General features: G+C 67.8%; 14 protein-coding genes. 6 read left to right on the top strand and 8 right to left on the bottom strand.

Annotated features, from left to right (window positions below; all coding sequences use genetic code 11):
* Window positions 1–50: 50 nt before the first annotated feature.
* Complete coding sequence (coxB, locus tag QMZ16_RS11705; RefSeq protein ID WP_040595973.1) at window positions 51–935, bottom strand: cytochrome c oxidase subunit II; 885 nt, start codon at window positions 933–935, stop codon at window positions 51–53.
* Between the two features lie 221 nt (window positions 936–1,156).
* Here coxB and tldD point away from each other — a divergent pair, with 221 nt between their 5' ends.
* The 6 genes from tldD to QMZ16_RS11675 all read left to right on the top strand — a co-directional run bounded on the left by tldD (window position 1,157) and on the right by QMZ16_RS11675 (window position 8,631).
* Window positions 1,157–2,572, top strand: a complete 1,416-nt coding sequence (tldD, locus tag QMZ16_RS11700) for a metalloprotease TldD (protein WP_282603399.1) — start codon at window positions 1,157–1,159, stop codon at window positions 2,570–2,572.
* 65 nt (window positions 2,573–2,637) lie between these two features.
* On the top strand, window positions 2,638–3,768 hold the full coding sequence (gene dprA, locus QMZ16_RS11695) for a DNA-processing protein DprA (RefSeq protein ID WP_282603398.1): 1,131 nt from the start codon (window positions 2,638–2,640) through the stop codon (window positions 3,766–3,768).
* A gap of 93 nt (window positions 3,769–3,861) precedes the next feature.
* Window positions 3,862–6,552 (top strand): type I DNA topoisomerase, encoded by a 2,691-nt coding sequence (topA, locus tag QMZ16_RS11690; RefSeq protein ID WP_282603397.1) that lies wholly within the window; start codon window positions 3,862–3,864, stop codon window positions 6,550–6,552.
* Between the two features lie 107 nt (window positions 6,553–6,659).
* Window positions 6,660–7,364, top strand: coding sequence for a CoA transferase subunit A (locus QMZ16_RS11685; RefSeq protein WP_282603396.1), 705 nt, complete (start codon window positions 6,660–6,662; stop codon window positions 7,362–7,364).
* Window positions 7,364–7,990: a CoA transferase subunit B gene (locus QMZ16_RS11680; RefSeq protein WP_282603395.1), complete on the top strand. Its 627-nt coding sequence runs from the start codon at window positions 7,364–7,366 to the stop codon at window positions 7,988–7,990. Before QMZ16_RS11685 ends, QMZ16_RS11680 begins: the two co-directional genes overlap by 1 nt.
* Window positions 7,991–8,061: 71 nt before the next feature.
* Window positions 8,062–8,631 (top strand): hypothetical protein, encoded by a 570-nt coding sequence (locus QMZ16_RS11675; protein WP_282603394.1) that lies wholly within the window; start codon window positions 8,062–8,064, stop codon window positions 8,629–8,631.
* Here QMZ16_RS11675 and folD read toward each other — a convergent pair.
* From folD to pal, 7 genes are all read right to left on the bottom strand, one after another.
* Window positions 8,628–9,503 carry a bifunctional methylenetetrahydrofolate dehydrogenase/methenyltetrahydrofolate cyclohydrolase FolD gene (gene folD / locus QMZ16_RS11670; protein WP_282603393.1) on the bottom strand — a complete coding sequence of 292 codons (876 nt, stop codon included), beginning with the start codon at window positions 9,501–9,503 and terminating at the stop codon, window positions 8,628–8,630. The genes QMZ16_RS11675 and folD overlap by 4 nt on opposite strands.
* Entirely contained in the window at window positions 9,500–9,802 is a 303-nt protein-coding gene (locus tag QMZ16_RS11665) for a chorismate mutase (RefSeq protein WP_282603392.1), read from the bottom strand. Before QMZ16_RS11665 ends, folD begins: the two co-directional genes overlap by 4 nt.
* Before the next feature lie 41 nt (window positions 9,803–9,843).
* Window positions 9,844–10,266, bottom strand: coding sequence for a MarR family transcriptional regulator (locus tag QMZ16_RS11660; RefSeq protein WP_282603391.1), 423 nt, complete (start codon window positions 10,264–10,266; stop codon window positions 9,844–9,846).
* 403 nt (window positions 10,267–10,669) lie between these two features.
* Window positions 10,670–12,562 (bottom strand): ATP-dependent zinc metalloprotease FtsH, encoded by a 1,893-nt coding sequence (ftsH, locus tag QMZ16_RS11655; protein ID WP_282603390.1) that lies wholly within the window; start codon window positions 12,560–12,562, stop codon window positions 10,670–10,672.
* A 59-nt stretch (window positions 12,563–12,621) separates the two neighbouring features.
* Window positions 12,622–13,848, bottom strand: coding sequence for a tRNA lysidine(34) synthetase TilS (gene tilS / locus QMZ16_RS11650; RefSeq protein ID WP_282603389.1), 1,227 nt, complete (start codon window positions 13,846–13,848; stop codon window positions 12,622–12,624).
* Entirely contained in the window at window positions 13,841–14,749 is a 909-nt protein-coding gene (locus QMZ16_RS11645) for a tetratricopeptide repeat protein (protein ID WP_282603388.1), read from the bottom strand. Before QMZ16_RS11645 ends, tilS begins: the two co-directional genes overlap by 8 nt.
* Window positions 14,746–15,285 carry a peptidoglycan-associated lipoprotein Pal gene (pal, locus tag QMZ16_RS11640; protein ID WP_022707734.1) on the bottom strand — a complete coding sequence of 180 codons (540 nt, stop codon included), beginning with the start codon at window positions 15,283–15,285 and terminating at the stop codon, window positions 14,746–14,748. The genes QMZ16_RS11645 and pal overlap by 4 nt, the downstream gene beginning before the upstream one ends.
* Window positions 15,286–15,288: the final 3 nt, after the last annotated feature.

Raw genomic sequence — 15,288 nt, 5'->3', positions numbered from 1 at the left:
TTGGCTTGTCCGGGGCGCGGCTGCGGGCCACCCCCGAACGGCTTGTCGGTTCAGTCGGCGCTTGCGACCTCGACCGGGGTGGTCAGGGCGGCGGTCTGCTCGACCTCGTCGCCCATGCTGCCCCCCTGCGAGGCGACCCACTCGGCATAGACCTCGGGAGAGACGGCCTTCACGACGATGGGCATGTAGGCATGGTTCACGCCGCACAGCTCGCTGCACTGGCCGAAATAGGTGCCTTCCTGTTCGACGTTGAACCAGGCCTGGGCGATGCGGCCCGGAACGGCGTCCTGCTTCACGGCGAAGGCGGGGATGGTCCAGCTGTGGATCACGTCGCTGGCGGTCACCTGCAGCAGCACGTTCTGGCCGGTCGGCACGACGACGGCGGTGTCGGTCGCCAGCTTGTATTCCTCGGGGGCATAGCCGTACTCGGCCAGATCCTCCTCGGGCAGCATCAGGCTGTCGAAGCTCACGCCGTTGTCGGGATATTCATAGGACCAGTACCACTGGTGGCCGGTGGCCTTGATCACCACGTCCGGGTTCTCGGGCATTTCCTGGCTGCGGAACAGGATCGGCAACGAGAAGACGCCGATCGCGATCAGCACCAGGACGGGAACCAAGGTCCAGCCGATCTCCAGCGCGGTGTTGTGGGTGAACTTGGCCGGAACCGGGTTCGCGCGCGAGTTGAAGCGCAGGATCACCGCCAGCAGCAGGCCGCAGACGAAGACCGTGATCACCGCGATGATCACCAGCACGAAATGGTCCAGCCACTGCTGATCGCGCGCCAGTTCCGTCGCTGCCGGCTGGAACCCCATGCCGCCGTCGACGGGCTTGCCGATCACCGGCAGGTCCCCGATTACGTCCTGCGCCGCAGCCGCCCCAGTCAGCGCAGCCGCCGAAGCCAAGCCCGCCACTGCCGCGCATCCACGGCGAATCATCGCTATTGCCATCTTCCCATCCCATCGTGTTGGTCTGGCCGAACCGGCCGCAGGCGCAGGTCGAGCCTGCCCCTTTCCCTTTCACAGTACAGGTTCTATGACCATATAATGCCTGTCCGGGCAAGACATACCTACAGCATTCCCGCCCCTGCGGGCATTGCGACCGGCTGCCGCGCCCCTTCGGGCGGCCTCGAAACCACGATCCCCTGCAGGAGCATTGCATGAGCCGAACGCCCTTCGATCCCTTCGCCCGGATAGACCGCGACACCGCGCAGGCCATTCTTGGCGAAGCGGTCCACGGCGCCGACGACGGAGAGCTGTTCCTGGAACGCTCCCAGGCCGAGTCCCTGGTCTTCGACGACGGGCGGCTGCGCAATTCCTCCTTCATGGCGGGACAGGGCTTCGGGCTGCGCGCGGTGCGCGGTGCCGTCTCCGGCTATGCCCATTCGACCGAACTGACCGAGGCCGCGCTGCGCCGCGCTGCCGCGACCGCGCGTCTGGCCGTGGGCGATGGCGGCGGCACGCTGGCCCTGCCCCCGGCGATGGCGCCGGTGAACCTCTATCCCGCGATCGACCCCGCCGAGGGGCTGCCCACCGCCCACCGGATCGAGGTGCTGCGAGAGATCGACGCCTATGCCCGCACCGCCGATCCGCGCGTGGTGCAGGTCAGCGTGTCGATGGCCAGCGCCCTGCAGGAGGTCGCGATCCTGCGCCCAGAGGGGACGCTTGCGACCGACACGCGCCCGATGGCGCGCCTGAACGTCACCGTCATCGTGGAAAACAACGACCGCCGCGAAAGCGGCACCGCCGGCGGGGGCGGACGCCACGGCCTGACCGCGCTGATCGATCCCGGACACTGGAAGCCGCTGGTGGACGAGGCTTTGCGCATCGCGCTGGTGAACCTGCGCTCGGTCGCGGCGCCTGCGGGCGTGATGGACGTGGTGCTGGGGCCTGGCTGGCCGGGCATCCTGCTGCACGAGGCCGTGGGCCACGGGCTGGAGGGGGATTTCAACCGCAAGAAGGCCTCGGCCTTCGCGGGCCTTCTGGGACAGCGCGTCGCGGCCCCCGGCGTCACGGTGGTCGATGACGGCACCATCGAGGGCCGCCGCGGCAGCATCAATATTGACGACGAGGGCACGCCCCCCGCCCGCAACGTGCTGATCGAGGACGGTATCCTTGTGGGCTACATGCAGGACCGCCAGAACGCGCGGCTGATGGGGGTGGACCCGACCGGCAACGGTCGCCGCGAAAGCTTCGCGCACATGCCCATGCCGCGCATGACCAACACCTACATGCCCGGCGGCGATGCCGATCCGGCGGCGATCCTGGCCGATCTGAAGGACGGCATCTATGCCGTGGGCTTCGGCGGCGGGCAGGTCGACATCACCAACGGCAAGTTCGTCTTTTCCTGCACCGAGGCCTATCGTGTGAAGAACGGCGTGGTCGGCGATCCGATCCGGGGCGCCACCCTGATCGGCGACGGGGCCACCGCGCTGCAGCAGGTGCGCGGCATCGGCAACGACATGGCGCTGGACCCCGGCATCGGCAATTGCGGCAAGCAGGGGCAATGGGTTCCGGTGGGCGTGGGCCAGCCGACGCTGATGATCGGGGGGCTGACGGTCGGCGGCTCGGCCTGACGTCAACGCTTCCTTAACCAGTTGCGCGCTATGCAGGTCTCCGGAATTCGTGCCGGAGGCTTGCGATGGATACCGGAACCGCCCTGCCCCTGTCGCCGGGGATCGACAGCGACATCGACTGGCTGCGGCTGATCCGGTCGCGGCGCGTGGGTCCGGCGACCTTCCACCGGTTGCTGGCCGAACATGGCAGCGCCCGCGCCGCGCTTCAGTCCCTGCCCGAAATCGCCGCGCTCTCGGGCATGCCCGATTACCGCACCTGCCCCGAGGGCGTCGCCGCCGCCGAACTGGCCGCGGGCCGACGCGCGGGCGCGGTGCCGATCCGCAGCGACGATCGCCGCTATCCGCATCGGCTAAGAGAGATTGACGGCGCGCCCCCCATCCTGTGGGTCAGGGGCGATCCGGCGTGGCTGTCGCATGACGCGATGGCGGTGATCGGCGCGCGCAATGCCAGCTCATTGGGGCTGCGGATGGCGCGGGGGATGGCCGCAGGGCTTGGCGAAGGGGGCTTGGGCGTCATCGCGGGGCTGGCACGCGGGATCGACACTGCCGCCCATGACGCGGCCCTACCGACGGGCACCATCGCGGTGATGGCGGGCGGCGTCGACGTGATCTATCCCCCCGAGAACGCGGCCCTTGCCGCACGGATCGCGGAATGCGGCGCGCTGGTCTCCGAACAGCCGCCGGGAACCGAGCCGCAGGCACGCCATTTCCCGACGCGCAACCGCATCGTGTCGGGGCTGTCGCGCGGCGTCGTCGTGATCGAGGCCGCATGCCGCTCGGGCAGCCTGATCACCGCGCGCAACGCGCTGGACCAGCATCGCGACGTGATGGCCGTACCGGGCCACCCGATGGACGCGCGCGCTTCGGGCTGCAACGAGCTGATCCGCGACGGAGCCACGCTGGTGCGCAGCGCGGCGGACGTGATCGACGCGATCGGGCACCTGCCCCTGCGCCGCGCCCCCGCCGCGCAGCACCCCGCCCGTCAGCCCAAGGCGCAACCCGCGCGGCGCGATGCCGGCGGTCCGGTCCACCTGGAATCGCGGATCCTCTCGCGGCTCGGCCCCTCGCCCACCGAGGAGAACGACCTGATCCGCGATCTTGGCGTACCCGCATCGACGGCCAGCGCCGCGATCCTCGCGCTGGAACTGGAAGGTCGGGTACAGCGTCTTGCGGGGGGGCGGCTGGCGATCGTCTGACGGGCATTTGCACGGGGCACCCCCAGCTGACCCGTTGACAGCAGGTCGTGCCGGACCCATGTTGCCGCCCCATTGAAGCAGCCCGAGGTTCATATGCCCGTTGTCGTCGTCGAATCCCCGGCCAAGGCCAAGACCATCGAGAAGTATCTCGGCGGCGACTTCACCGTGCTGGCCAGCTTCGGCCATGTCCGCGACCTGCCGCCCAAGGATGGCAGCGTCGATCCCGACCATGATTTCGACATGAAATGGGAGGTCGCCTCCGACAGCAAGAAGCACCTCAAGGCGATCAAGGACGCGCTGAAGAACGATCCGAACCTGATCCTTGCCACCGACCCCGACCGAGAGGGCGAGGCGATCAGCTGGCACCTGCTGGAAGCGCTGCAATCCTCGCTGAAGAAGACCAGCGAGGTCAGCCGCGTCACCTTCAACGCCATCACCAAGCCCGCCGTCACCGAGGCGATGAAGCAGCCCCGCCAGATCGACCAGTCGCTGGTCGATGCCTACCTTGCCCGGCGCGCGCTGGATTACCTGGTGGGGTTCAAGCTGTCGCCGGTCCTGTGGCGCAAGCTGCCCGGCGCGAAGTCGGCAGGCCGCGTCCAGTCCGTCTGCCTGCGCCTGATCGTCGACCGGGAAATGGAGATCGAGGCCTTCAAGCCCCGCGAATACTGGTCGGTCCATGCCCGCCTGGCCACGCCCGGCGGCGACGAATACGACGCCACGCTGACCTCGCTGGCCGGGGCCAAGCTGGACCGCTACGACCTTGCCGATGCCGAAAAGGCCGCGATGGCCGTCAGCGCGGTCTCCAGCCGCGATCTGAAGGTGACGGGCGTCACCGCCAAGCCCGCCAGCCGCAACCCGTGGCCGCCCTTCATGACCTCGACCCTGCAGCAGGAGGCCAGCCGCAAGATGGGCATGGGCGCCAAGGCCTGCATGTCGGCGGCGCAGCGCCTCTACGAGGCCGGGCTGATCACCTATATGCGGACCGACGGCATCGACATGGCCCCCGAGGCCGTCCATGCCGCCCGCGACGCGATCAAGGCCAAGTTCGGGGAAAACTATGTCCCGAAAAGCCCGCGCATGTACAAGAACAAGGCCAAGAACGCGCAGGAAGCCCACGAGTGCATCCGCCCGACCGACATGATGCTGTCGCCCGACAAGCTGAAGGTCACGGCCGAGGATCAGCGCCGCCTGTACGACCTGATCTGGAAGCGCACCATCGCCAGCCAGATGGAAGCCGCCCGGATGGAACGCACGACCGTCGAGATCGCCAGCCCTGACAATCAGGTCGGCCTGCGCGCGACCGGTCAGGTCATGCTGTTCGACGGCTTCCTGCGCGTCTACGACCAGGGCCGCGACGATGACGATGCCGAGGACAGCGCCCGCCTGCCCGCGATCACCGAAGGCGAGGCCGCGAAGCTGGTCGCCAAGGCGTTCGAGCCGGAACTGGCCAAGGCCCGCGACAAGGGCGGCGACCTGCCCGATGCGCCCGCGACCCAGCTGGCCGCGCCCGGCATGCTGGCCGATCAGGCTGCATCCACCGCGGGCCGCCAGCACTTCACCCAGCCGCCCCCGCGCTACACGGAAGCCACGCTGGTCAAGCGCATGGAAGAACTGGGGATCGGCCGTCCCTCGACCTATGCCAGCATCGTCACGACGATCCAGGACCGCGACTATGTCCGCAAGGACAAGAACCGCCTGATCCCCGAGGACAAGGGCCGTCTGGTGACGACCTTCCTCGTGAAATACTTCCCCCGCTATGTCAGCTACGACTTCACCGCCGATCTGGAAAACGAGCTGGACGAGATCAGCGCCGGCGACCTGATGTGGCGCGAGGTTCTGGGCCGGTTCTGGCGCGACTTCTCGAAGGCGCTGGAGGGCACGTCCGAGCTGCGCATCACCGAGGTGCTGGACGCGATCGACGATGCGCTGGCGCCGCATCTGTATCCGCCGCGTGCCGATGGGGGCGATCCGCGCGAATGCCCGCTTTGCGGTCAGGGCCGGTTGAACCTGAAGACCGCGCGGTCGGGCGGGGCCTTCATCGGCTGCACCAACTATCCCGAATGCCGCTATACCCGCCCGCTGTCCGCGCCGGATGGCGAAGAGGCCGTGGGCGACCGCGTGCTGGGCCATGACGCGGGCGACGAGATCAGCCTGCGCTCGGGGCGCTTCGGCCCCTATGTCCAGCGCGGCGAGGCGACCGAGGAACAGCCCAAGCCCCCGCGCGCATCCGTGCCCAAGGGCTGGAACCCCGCCGAGATGGACCTGGACCGAGCCGTCCAGCTTCTGTCCCTGCCCCGCCCCGTCGGCCCGCATCCCGATGACGGCGTCCTGATCGAGGCCGGGATCGGCCGCTATGGCCCCTATGTGAAGCACGGGTCGAAATACGCGAACCTGCCCGATGTGGACGAGGTCTTCATCGTCGGCATGAACCGCGCGGTCGAGGTCCTGGCCCAGAAGCAGACGCGCGGGCGCACTGCCGCGGCACCGCTCAAGGAGCTGGGCGAGCATCCCGATGGCGGGCCGATCCAGGTGATGAACGGGCGCTATGGTCCCTATGTCAAATGGGCCAAGATCAACGCGACCCTGCCGCGCGATGTGGAACCCGCCGACCTGACGCAGGAACAGGCGCTGGAGCTGATCGCCGCCAAGGCCGCCAAATCGCCCAAGAAGGCCGCCGCGAAGAAGCCTGCCGCCAAGAAGCCCGCCGCGAAGAAGACGGCGGCGAAGAAACCGGCAGCCAAGAAGACGGCAACCAAGAAGGCCGCGCCGAAATCCGAGGAATGAGAGAGGGGGGCCGCGTGGCCCCCTTCGCCTTTCCCGTCGCGATTGACACTGCGTCATGCGCAAGCGACATATTGTGCAGTTGCAGAAATCTTTGGACGGGAGGGCCAATGAAAAAGGTCTATGCAAGCGCGGAGGATGCGCTGGAGGGGGTCCTGCATGACGGGATGCTCATCGCTGCGGGGGGCTTCGGGCTCTGCGGAATTCCGGAATTGCTGATCGACGCGCTGGTGAAAAGCGGCGTGAAGGACCTGACGGTCGCCAGCAACAATTGCGGCGTCGACGGGTTCGGGCTGGGCAAGCTGCTGGAAACGCGCCAGATCCGCAAGATGATGAGCAGCTATGTCGGCGAGAACGCCGAGTTCATGCGCCAATACCTGTCCGGAGAGCTGGAGCTGGAATTCAACCCGCAGGGCACGCTGGCCGAGCGCATGCGCGCGGCGGGCGCGGGCATTCCGGGCTTCTACACCAAGACCGGCGTCGGCACCGTCATCGCCGAGGGCAAGGAGCACAAGGATTTCGACGGCGAGACCTATATCCTCGAACGCGGGATCTTTGCCGACCTGTCCATCGTGAAGGCGTGGAAGGCCGACGACACCGGCAACCTCGTGTTCCGCAAGACGGCGCGCAACTTCAACCCGCCCGCGGCCATGTGCGGCAAGATCTGCGTGGCCGAGGTCGAGGAGATCGTCCCGCGCGGCAGCCTCGACCCCGACATGATCCACGTGCCCGGCATCTATGTCCACCGCATCATCCAGGGCCAGCACGAGAAGCGCATCGAACAGCGCACCACCCGCAAGAAGGAGACCGCGTGATGCCCTGGGATCGCAATCAGATGGCCGCGCGCGCGGCGGACGAGCTGGAAGACGGCATGTACGTGAACCTCGGCATCGGGATCCCGACGCTGGTGGCGAACTATACCGGCGACAAGGACATCACGCTGCAATCCGAAAACGGCATGCTGGGCATGGGCCCCTTCCCCTTCGAGGGCGAGGAGGATCCCGACCTGATCAACGCCGGCAAGCAGACCATCACCGAACTTGACCGCACCAGCTATTTCGACAGCGCGACCAGCTTCGGGATGATCCGCGGCGGCAAGATCGCGGCGGCGATCCTGGGCGCGATGGAGGTGGCCGAGAACGGCGACCTGGCGAACTGGATGATCCCCGGCAAGCTGATCAAGGGCATGGGCGGCGCGATGGACCTAGTCGCGGGCGTCAAGCGCGTGATCGTGGTCATGGACCACACCAACAAGGCGGGCGAATCCAAGCTGCTGCGCGAATGCACCCTGCCTCTGACCGGCAAGGGCGTGGTGAACCGCATCATCACCAACCTGGGCGTTCTGGACGTGGTCGAGGGCGGCCTGAAGATCGTCGAGCTGGCCGATGGCGTCACCGAGGACGAACTGCGCTCCGCGACCGAGGCCACCATCGTCGACTGACGACCGACACCCACCACTGCCGAGGCGGGGCACGACGCCCTGCCCCGGCATTTCCATTTCCGGGAACGAACATGACAGCGGACCAGATCGCGGCCCTCTTCACCCGCGCCGACGGAACCTATCGATGCGCCAGATGGGGACGCCCCGTGGCCCCCGTGGCCTTCGGCCTGGCGGACGAGACGCTGGACATCCTGCGCAGCGCGCTGAAGGCGGGCTTTGCCCATGCGGGGCATCCGGTGGTCGATACCGATCCCGAAAGCGGCTCGAACCTGATGCTGTTCTTCGCGCGCGGATGGGACGACCTTGCGGGCGTGCCCGATCTGGACCGGCTGACGGGGCAACCCGACCTGCCTGCGCGCCTCGCGTCCGAAGGCGCTGCCAGCTACCGCATCTTCCGCTTCGACGAGGCTGGGGCGATCCGCGCCTGCTTAGCCTTCTTCGACATGAGCGGGCCCCTGGCCGATGCGCATCCCGGCGCGCTGGCCGAGAAGATCGCGATGGAATCCATGCTGACCTTCGCGCAGGAAATCCAGCCCGATGCGCAAAAGGCCGCGCTGATCCGCGCGGCCTATGATCCGGTGATGCCTGTGGTCGCGGACGATCCCTCGCACGCGCTGCGGCTGATGGCGCGGATGGCCTAGGGGGTCAGACCCTCGGGGTCGGGCAGGCCGTTCGCGCGCGCGGTGGCGGTCAGCGTGTTGGCCAGCAGGCAGGCGATCGTCATCGGCCCCACCCCACCCGGCACCGGCGTGATCGCACCCGCCACCTGGGACGCGGCGGCGAAATCGACATCGCCCACCAGCCCGTCATCGGTGCGGTTGATGCCCACGTCGATCACCGTCGCGCCCGGCTTGATCCAGTCGCCCTGCACGAAGTTCGGACGCCCCACCGCCGCCACGACGATATCGGCGCCGCGAACAACGGCGGGCAGATCCGCGGTGCGCGAATGGGCGACGGTCACGGTCGCGCTGTCGCGCAGCAGCAGCTGCGCCATCGGCTTGCCCACGATGTTGCTGCGCCCGATCACCACGGCGTTCTTGCCCGACAGGCTGCCCAGCTGCTCGCGCAGCATCATCAGGCAGCCGAGCGGCGTGCAGGGCACCATCGCCTTCTGGCCGGTCGCAAGGCGACCCACGTTCAGGATGTGGAACCCGTCCACGTCCTTCTCGGCGGCGATGGCGTTGATCACCAGCGCCTCGTCCAGATGCGCGGGCAGCGGCAGCTGCACCAGGATCCCGTTGACCGCGGGATCGGCGTTCAGTTGCGCGATCAGGTCCAGCAGCGTCTTCTGGTCCGTCTCGGCGGGCAGGCGATGCTCGAACGAGTTCATGCCCACCTCGACCGTCTGGCGGTGCTTCGAGCGGACATAGACCTGGCTGGCCGGATCCTCGCCCACCAGCACGACCGCAAGGCCGGGTGTGATGCCGCGATCGGCCATCGCGGCGACCTCGGTGGTGATGCGGGCGCGAAGGCCGGCCGCAAAGGCCTTGCCGTCGATGATCTGGGCAGTCATGGGCGATCCTTGTTCAGCTGACGATCCTCCTGGGCGATCGCAGCCTCGATCAGCTGCCGCCACAGGGCCTCGTAGAAATCCGGGTCCAATCCCGCGGCTTCCGCGTTGCGCCGGGCGTTCATCGCCACCTCCTCGACGCGGTCGTCGATGCGGGCGGGCAAGCCGTTGCCGCGCTTGATCTGCGCGGCGCGGTCGATCAGCGCGTGACGGTGGGCGAAAAGCGCCATGAGCTGCCGGTCGACATCGTCGATCCGGGCGCGCAGCGCGGGCATGTCGGGGATATCGTGGATCTCGGTCATGGCATGGGTGTCTTGCACCCATGCGCGCCGGATCGCAAGCCTCAGGCGGTGATGCCCGCCTGAAGATGGGTCGTCAGCTTCTGCAGCAGTTCCTGCATGGCCAGCTTTTCCTCGTGCGAGATGCGCCCGGCATTGACCAGGCAGCCCTCGATGCGGCTTTCCTCGGTCTCGAGCTTGCGGCCCTCCTCGGTCAGGCTGATGATCACGCGGCGCTCGTCCTTGGTGTCGCGGCGGCGCCGGACCAGGCCAGCATTCTCCAGGCGCTTCAGAAGCGGCGTCAGCGTGCTGCTGTCCAGCCCCAGATGCGCGCCGATCTCGCCCACCGCCAGGTCGCCTTCGCGCCACAGCGTCATCAGCACCAGGTACTGGGGATAGGTCACCCCGAGCGGGTCCAGAAGCGGCTTGTAGATGCGCCCGAACGCCAGGTTCAGCGCATAGACATCGAAGCAGAGCATTTCAGCCATGGGAGAATGATCGATCTTGGACATGACGGAACACCAACTTTGAGGGATCGGGCTTTCGTATGACCTAAAGGATATGTCTCGCGAAAATTAACCTCAAGGTGGAAACGAACCGCTCGGTTTGATTGACTGCTTGATCAAGGAATAAGCGTCGTTTTCAACGCTTAGGACACGCAATGGTAAACACATGCGAATATTGCAATAAATTGTATGAAGACATTTTTCGCGCGATGATTGTGGGCACACTTCATAGGCAAAACTAATCTTTGTTAACCTAATGAAGTTGCATATGTGCAACGCAAATCGCGGTCCGTTCGAGTGACGCTGCGGCACGCCGCACGGTCCATTCTTCGCGATACGCATAAAAAAACCCCGGCCTGCGCCGGGGTTTCTGGTTCTTCGGGAATCACGCCGGGGCAGGATCTCCGCCGGGTGAGGGTTTCCCTGCCTTTGGGATCGACGTGACCGAGGGGATCACGCTGGACGACGAATCATCGTCGTCACCGTCCAGAGAGTCGCCGCGGATGATCTTGCCGATCTCCTCGCCCGTCAGGGTCTCGTATTCCAGAAGCCCCTTCGCCAGGCGCTCGAACTCTTCGGACTTGTCGATCAGGATCTGGCGCGCCTCCTGGTAACCGGTCTCGATCAGGTCGCGGACCTCCTGCTCGATCAGTTCCTTGGTCGAGGCCGAGACCGAGAAGCCGCCGGTATTGCCGGAATAGCCCTCATGCGCCTCGGCATAGTCCACGGCGCCGACCTTGTCGGACATGCCCCACCGCATGACCATCGCGCGCGCAAGCTGGCTGGCCTGCTGGATGTCGCCCGCAGGACCGTTCGACACGCCTTCCTCGCCATACTTGATGATCTCGGCGGCCTTGCCGGCCATGGTCATCGTGATCTTCTGCTTGGCTTCGTCCTTGTGGAAGTTCAGACGGTCCATCTCCGGCAGGCTGACCACCATGCCCAGGGCGCCGCCGCGCGGGATGATCGTCGCCTTGTAGACCGGATCGCATTTCGGCAGCGACAGCCCGACGATGGCGTGACCGGCCTCGTGATAGGCGGTCTTTTCCTTCTGCTCGGGCGTCAGGACCAGGCTGCGGCGTTCAACGCCCAGCATGACCTTGTCCTTTGCATTCTCGAAATCGGCCATGCTGACAAAGCGGCGCCCGATCCGCGCGGCAGTCAGCGCGGCCTCGTTCACCAGGTTCATCAGGTCGGCCCCCGAAAAGCCGGGCGTGCCGCGCGCGATCAGGCGCAGGTCGACATCGGGGCCGACCGGAACCTTGCGGGCATGGACCGACAGGATCTTCTCGCGGCCCTTGATGTCGGGATTGGGCACGTGGATCTGGCGGTCGAAGCGGCCCGGACGCAGCAGCGCGGGGTCCAGCACGTCCTTGCGGTTGGTCGCGGCGACGATGATGATGCCCTCGTTCGCCTCGAAGCCGTCCATCTCGACCAGAAGCTGGTTCAGCGTCTGTTCGCGTTCGTCATTGCCGCCGCCGATGCCGACGCCACGCGCACGGCCCACGGCGTCGATCTCGTCGATGAAGACGATGCAGGGCGCGGATTTCTTGGCCTGCTCGAACATGTCGCGGACACGGCTTGCACCGACGCCCACGAACATCTCGACGAAGTCCGAACCCGAGATGGTGAAGAACGGCACGCCGGCCTCGCCCGCGATGGCGCGCGCCAGCAGCGTCTTGCCGGTGCCCGGAGGGCCGACCAGCAGCGCGCCCTTCGGGATCTTGCCGCCCAGGCGGCTGAACTTCTGCGGGTTGCGCAGGAATTCGACGATCTCCTCAAGCTCTTCCTTGGCCTCGTCGATGCCCGCGACATCGTCGAAGGTGACGCGGCCATGCTTCTCGGTCAGCAGCTTGGCGCGCGACTTGCCGAAGCCCATCGCGCCGCCCTTGCCGCCCCCCTGCATGCGATTCATGAAGAAGATCCACACGCCGATCAGCAGGATGAAGGGCAGCCAGACGCCCAGCAGCGACATGAAGCCCGAGCTTTGCTGCTTGACGACCCGCACGTCGATGTCGCGCGCGATCAGCCGATCCGAGATTTCTTCGCCCATCGGGCGGACGGTCGCGTATTGCTGACCATCGGCACCGGCGAAGGTCAGATCCTCGCCGTCGATGGTCACGGTGCTGACCTGATCGTTCTCGACCCTCTGGATGAAGTCGGAATAGCTGATCTGGCGGCTGTTCATGTTGCCCGGTCCGTCGCTGAACAGGTTGAACAGCGCCAGGATCATCAGGAACAGGACCACCCAGAAGGCGAGGTTGCGAGCGTTGCCCAAATCGGGTTCCTCCGGCGGAAAAGCGGTTTGCCCTGAAAATAGGGATTATCGGCGAAGGTTCAATGCGCCTTCACAAGACTGCGGAAATCTGCCGCGCCCCGAAGCGGGCGCAGGGTCAGGCCGGGATGCGGCCGCAGCAGCGGCGCGGCGACCAGCCGCCCCCCCTGCCACAGCGCCGGAGAGGCGGCCGCCTCGTCCCGCAACAGCGCGCTGCCGCGCCAGTCGCGCCCTTCGAGGCCAGCAAGCCCGAGCGCCGCGACGTGATGCCCCTCGGGCAGGCCCTCGATCCGCCAGCGACGGTCCCAGACCGCCCCGGTCGAGGGCATGGCCCGCAGCGCGGCCGCCGCCTCTCGGGTGATGCGGATGCGGTCGCCATGCGTCGGGCTGATCAGGCATCCGTCCAGCGTCACGCGCGATTGCGACCTCAGCGCCTCGAGCGCGTGCAGTAGCGTGGCGCGGCGCGGCGGGTAATCGGCGCCCGTCACCCAACGGCAGGCCGCGATGACCAGCCTGCGCCGGATATCGGCGGCACTGTCGCGCAGGACGTGGCGCGGCAGGGTCAGGCTGCCCCGGTCGAATGTCGCGCCTTGGGCCAGCAGCGAGGCGTAATCCGACAGGGCCGAGCGTGCCTCGGCGATGTGGCGGGCCGAGCGGGCCAGCCCCGCGACATCCAGGCCCAGTGTCGCGATCGCGCGGCGGGTGCGGACGCGTTCGTAATCGGTATTCTCGTTCGTGGGGTCGTCGATCCAGTCGGCCCCCTGCAGGCGCAGCCAGTCGCGGGTCTCGGCCCTGCCGACGCCCAGCATGGGCCGCAGCCAGCGCATCCCGAAGGCGTCGCGCCATTCGGCCATCGCGGCCAGCCCGTCGATGCCGGACCCGCGCGCCAGCCGCATCAGCAACGTCTCGGCCAGATCGTCGGCTGTATGCCCGAGTGCCACGACCGGCAACCCGTTGCGGCGCGCCCAGGCCGACAGCAGCCGCAACCGCGCATCGCGGGCCTGCGCCATGAGATTGCCCAGCTCGGTTTCTCGTTGCCATTGAAGGATCGCGTGGGGCAGACCCAGGGCGCGGGCCATGCGGGCGGTCCGCTCGGCCTCGGCGGCGCTGTCGGGGCGCAGGCCGTGATCGACCGTCGCCACCATCAGCTTGCGGCCCCCCGCCCATTCGGCGGCGACCCGCATCAGCGTCACGCTGTCGCCCCCGCCCGAGACGGCCAGACCCAGGGCGGGGCGATCCCCTGCCAGCCGGTCCAGCGCCGCACGGATGCGGGCGGCGACGTCACTCATGCACGGCCAGGTCCGCTGCGGCCTCGGGGTCCAGCGAGGGATCCAGAAGCGGGTCCAGCGCGCCCAGATCGGCGGTTCCGCAGCCCAGCCGTTCGGCGCTGGCGACCGCGGTGGCGCTTTCGGGCGATCCGGGGAAACGGGCCGGGATCTCGGCCAGGTACAGGCAGGACGCGGTGCGGTCGCCCTCGGCCTCGATCATGCGGGCGATGCCCAGCAGACTGGCGCCTGCACGCGATCCGTCGGGATCGGCGGCAAACCCTTCGAGCCACGCGGCGGCGGCATCGCGGGGCTGGCCCGCCAGCTCCAGCGCCTGCCCGCGACGGAACAGCGCCTCGGCGGTCAGGGGGCCGCCCGCGTGGTTTTCGGCGACCGCGCCGAACATCTCGGCGGCGCGAAGGTGATCGCCTTCGGTCAGCGCGGCCTCGGCTGCGTCGAAATCGCTGCGCTCGGCCTCGGTCGAAGCGGGCGCCTGCGAGGGACGCTCGGCCGGGTCGGCGGGCAGCAGTTCGGGCGCAAGACCGCCCGCGCCCCCCTGCATGGTCAGCTTGGACAGATCGCAGCCCTGCTCCATCTCGCACAGGCGGAATTCCATGTCGGACAGGCGGCGCTCATTGTCCGCCGCGATGCGTCCGACGCGGTTCTGCAACTGCTCGGCCTGGTTCGTCAGGCGGCGCAGCTGCGCCTCCATCGCGTTCATCCGGTCGATGGCCGACGCACCGCCCGCCGCGCGGATGCCCGCAGCGCCCGACGCGACCAGTTCCGCCCGAAGCGAGGTCAGGTTGCCCTGCAACTGCGTGAGTTCGGCCCGCAGATCGGCCAGCGTGGCCGGGTCCGGCGCGGTCTGCGCCAGCGCGGGTGCGCCGAACGCAAGGAACAGGGTCAGCGCGGCCTTGCGGATCATGCGCCGGGGCCTGCTTCGCTGACCACGGTGACGGCGCGACGGTTGCGCGACCAGCAGCTCTCGTCCGAGCAGGTCTCGGCGGGGCGTTCCTTGCCGAAGGACAGCGTGCGGATGCGACCGGGCGACACGCCCTCGGCCACCAGGTATTCCTGCACCGCGCTGGCACGCCGCGCCCCAAGCGCAAGGTTGTATTCGCGCGTGCCGGTTTCCTCGGCATGGCCCTGGATCACCGCCTGGAAGGACCCGTGGCTGTTCAGCCACTGCGCCTGACGTGCCAGGATCGCGCGGGCATCGGCGTCCAGCGTCGTCTGATCGGCCGCGAACAGCACCGTGTCACCCACCTGCGACCTGAAATGCTCGGGCGTGGCCTCGCTTCCCAGGTTGCCGCCGGCGACATTGCCCTGGAAGACCGCCCCTCCGCCGGTATTGGCATAGGGGTCCACCACCGGCGCCGCGGGCGGCGGTGCGGGCTGGGCGCAGGCGGCAAGACCCAGAAGGGCCATCAGCAGGGCGGGCTTCGTCGCGGCGTTGATCATCTG

It is taken from the genome of Paracoccus sp. PARArs4 (assembly GCF_947311865.1).
Taxonomy (GTDB): Bacteria; Pseudomonadota; Alphaproteobacteria; order Rhodobacterales; family Rhodobacteraceae; genus Paracoccus; species Paracoccus zeaxanthinifaciens.
Note: the sequence above shows the minus strand (reverse complement) of the source record. Positions and strands in the feature narration are given on the sequence as shown.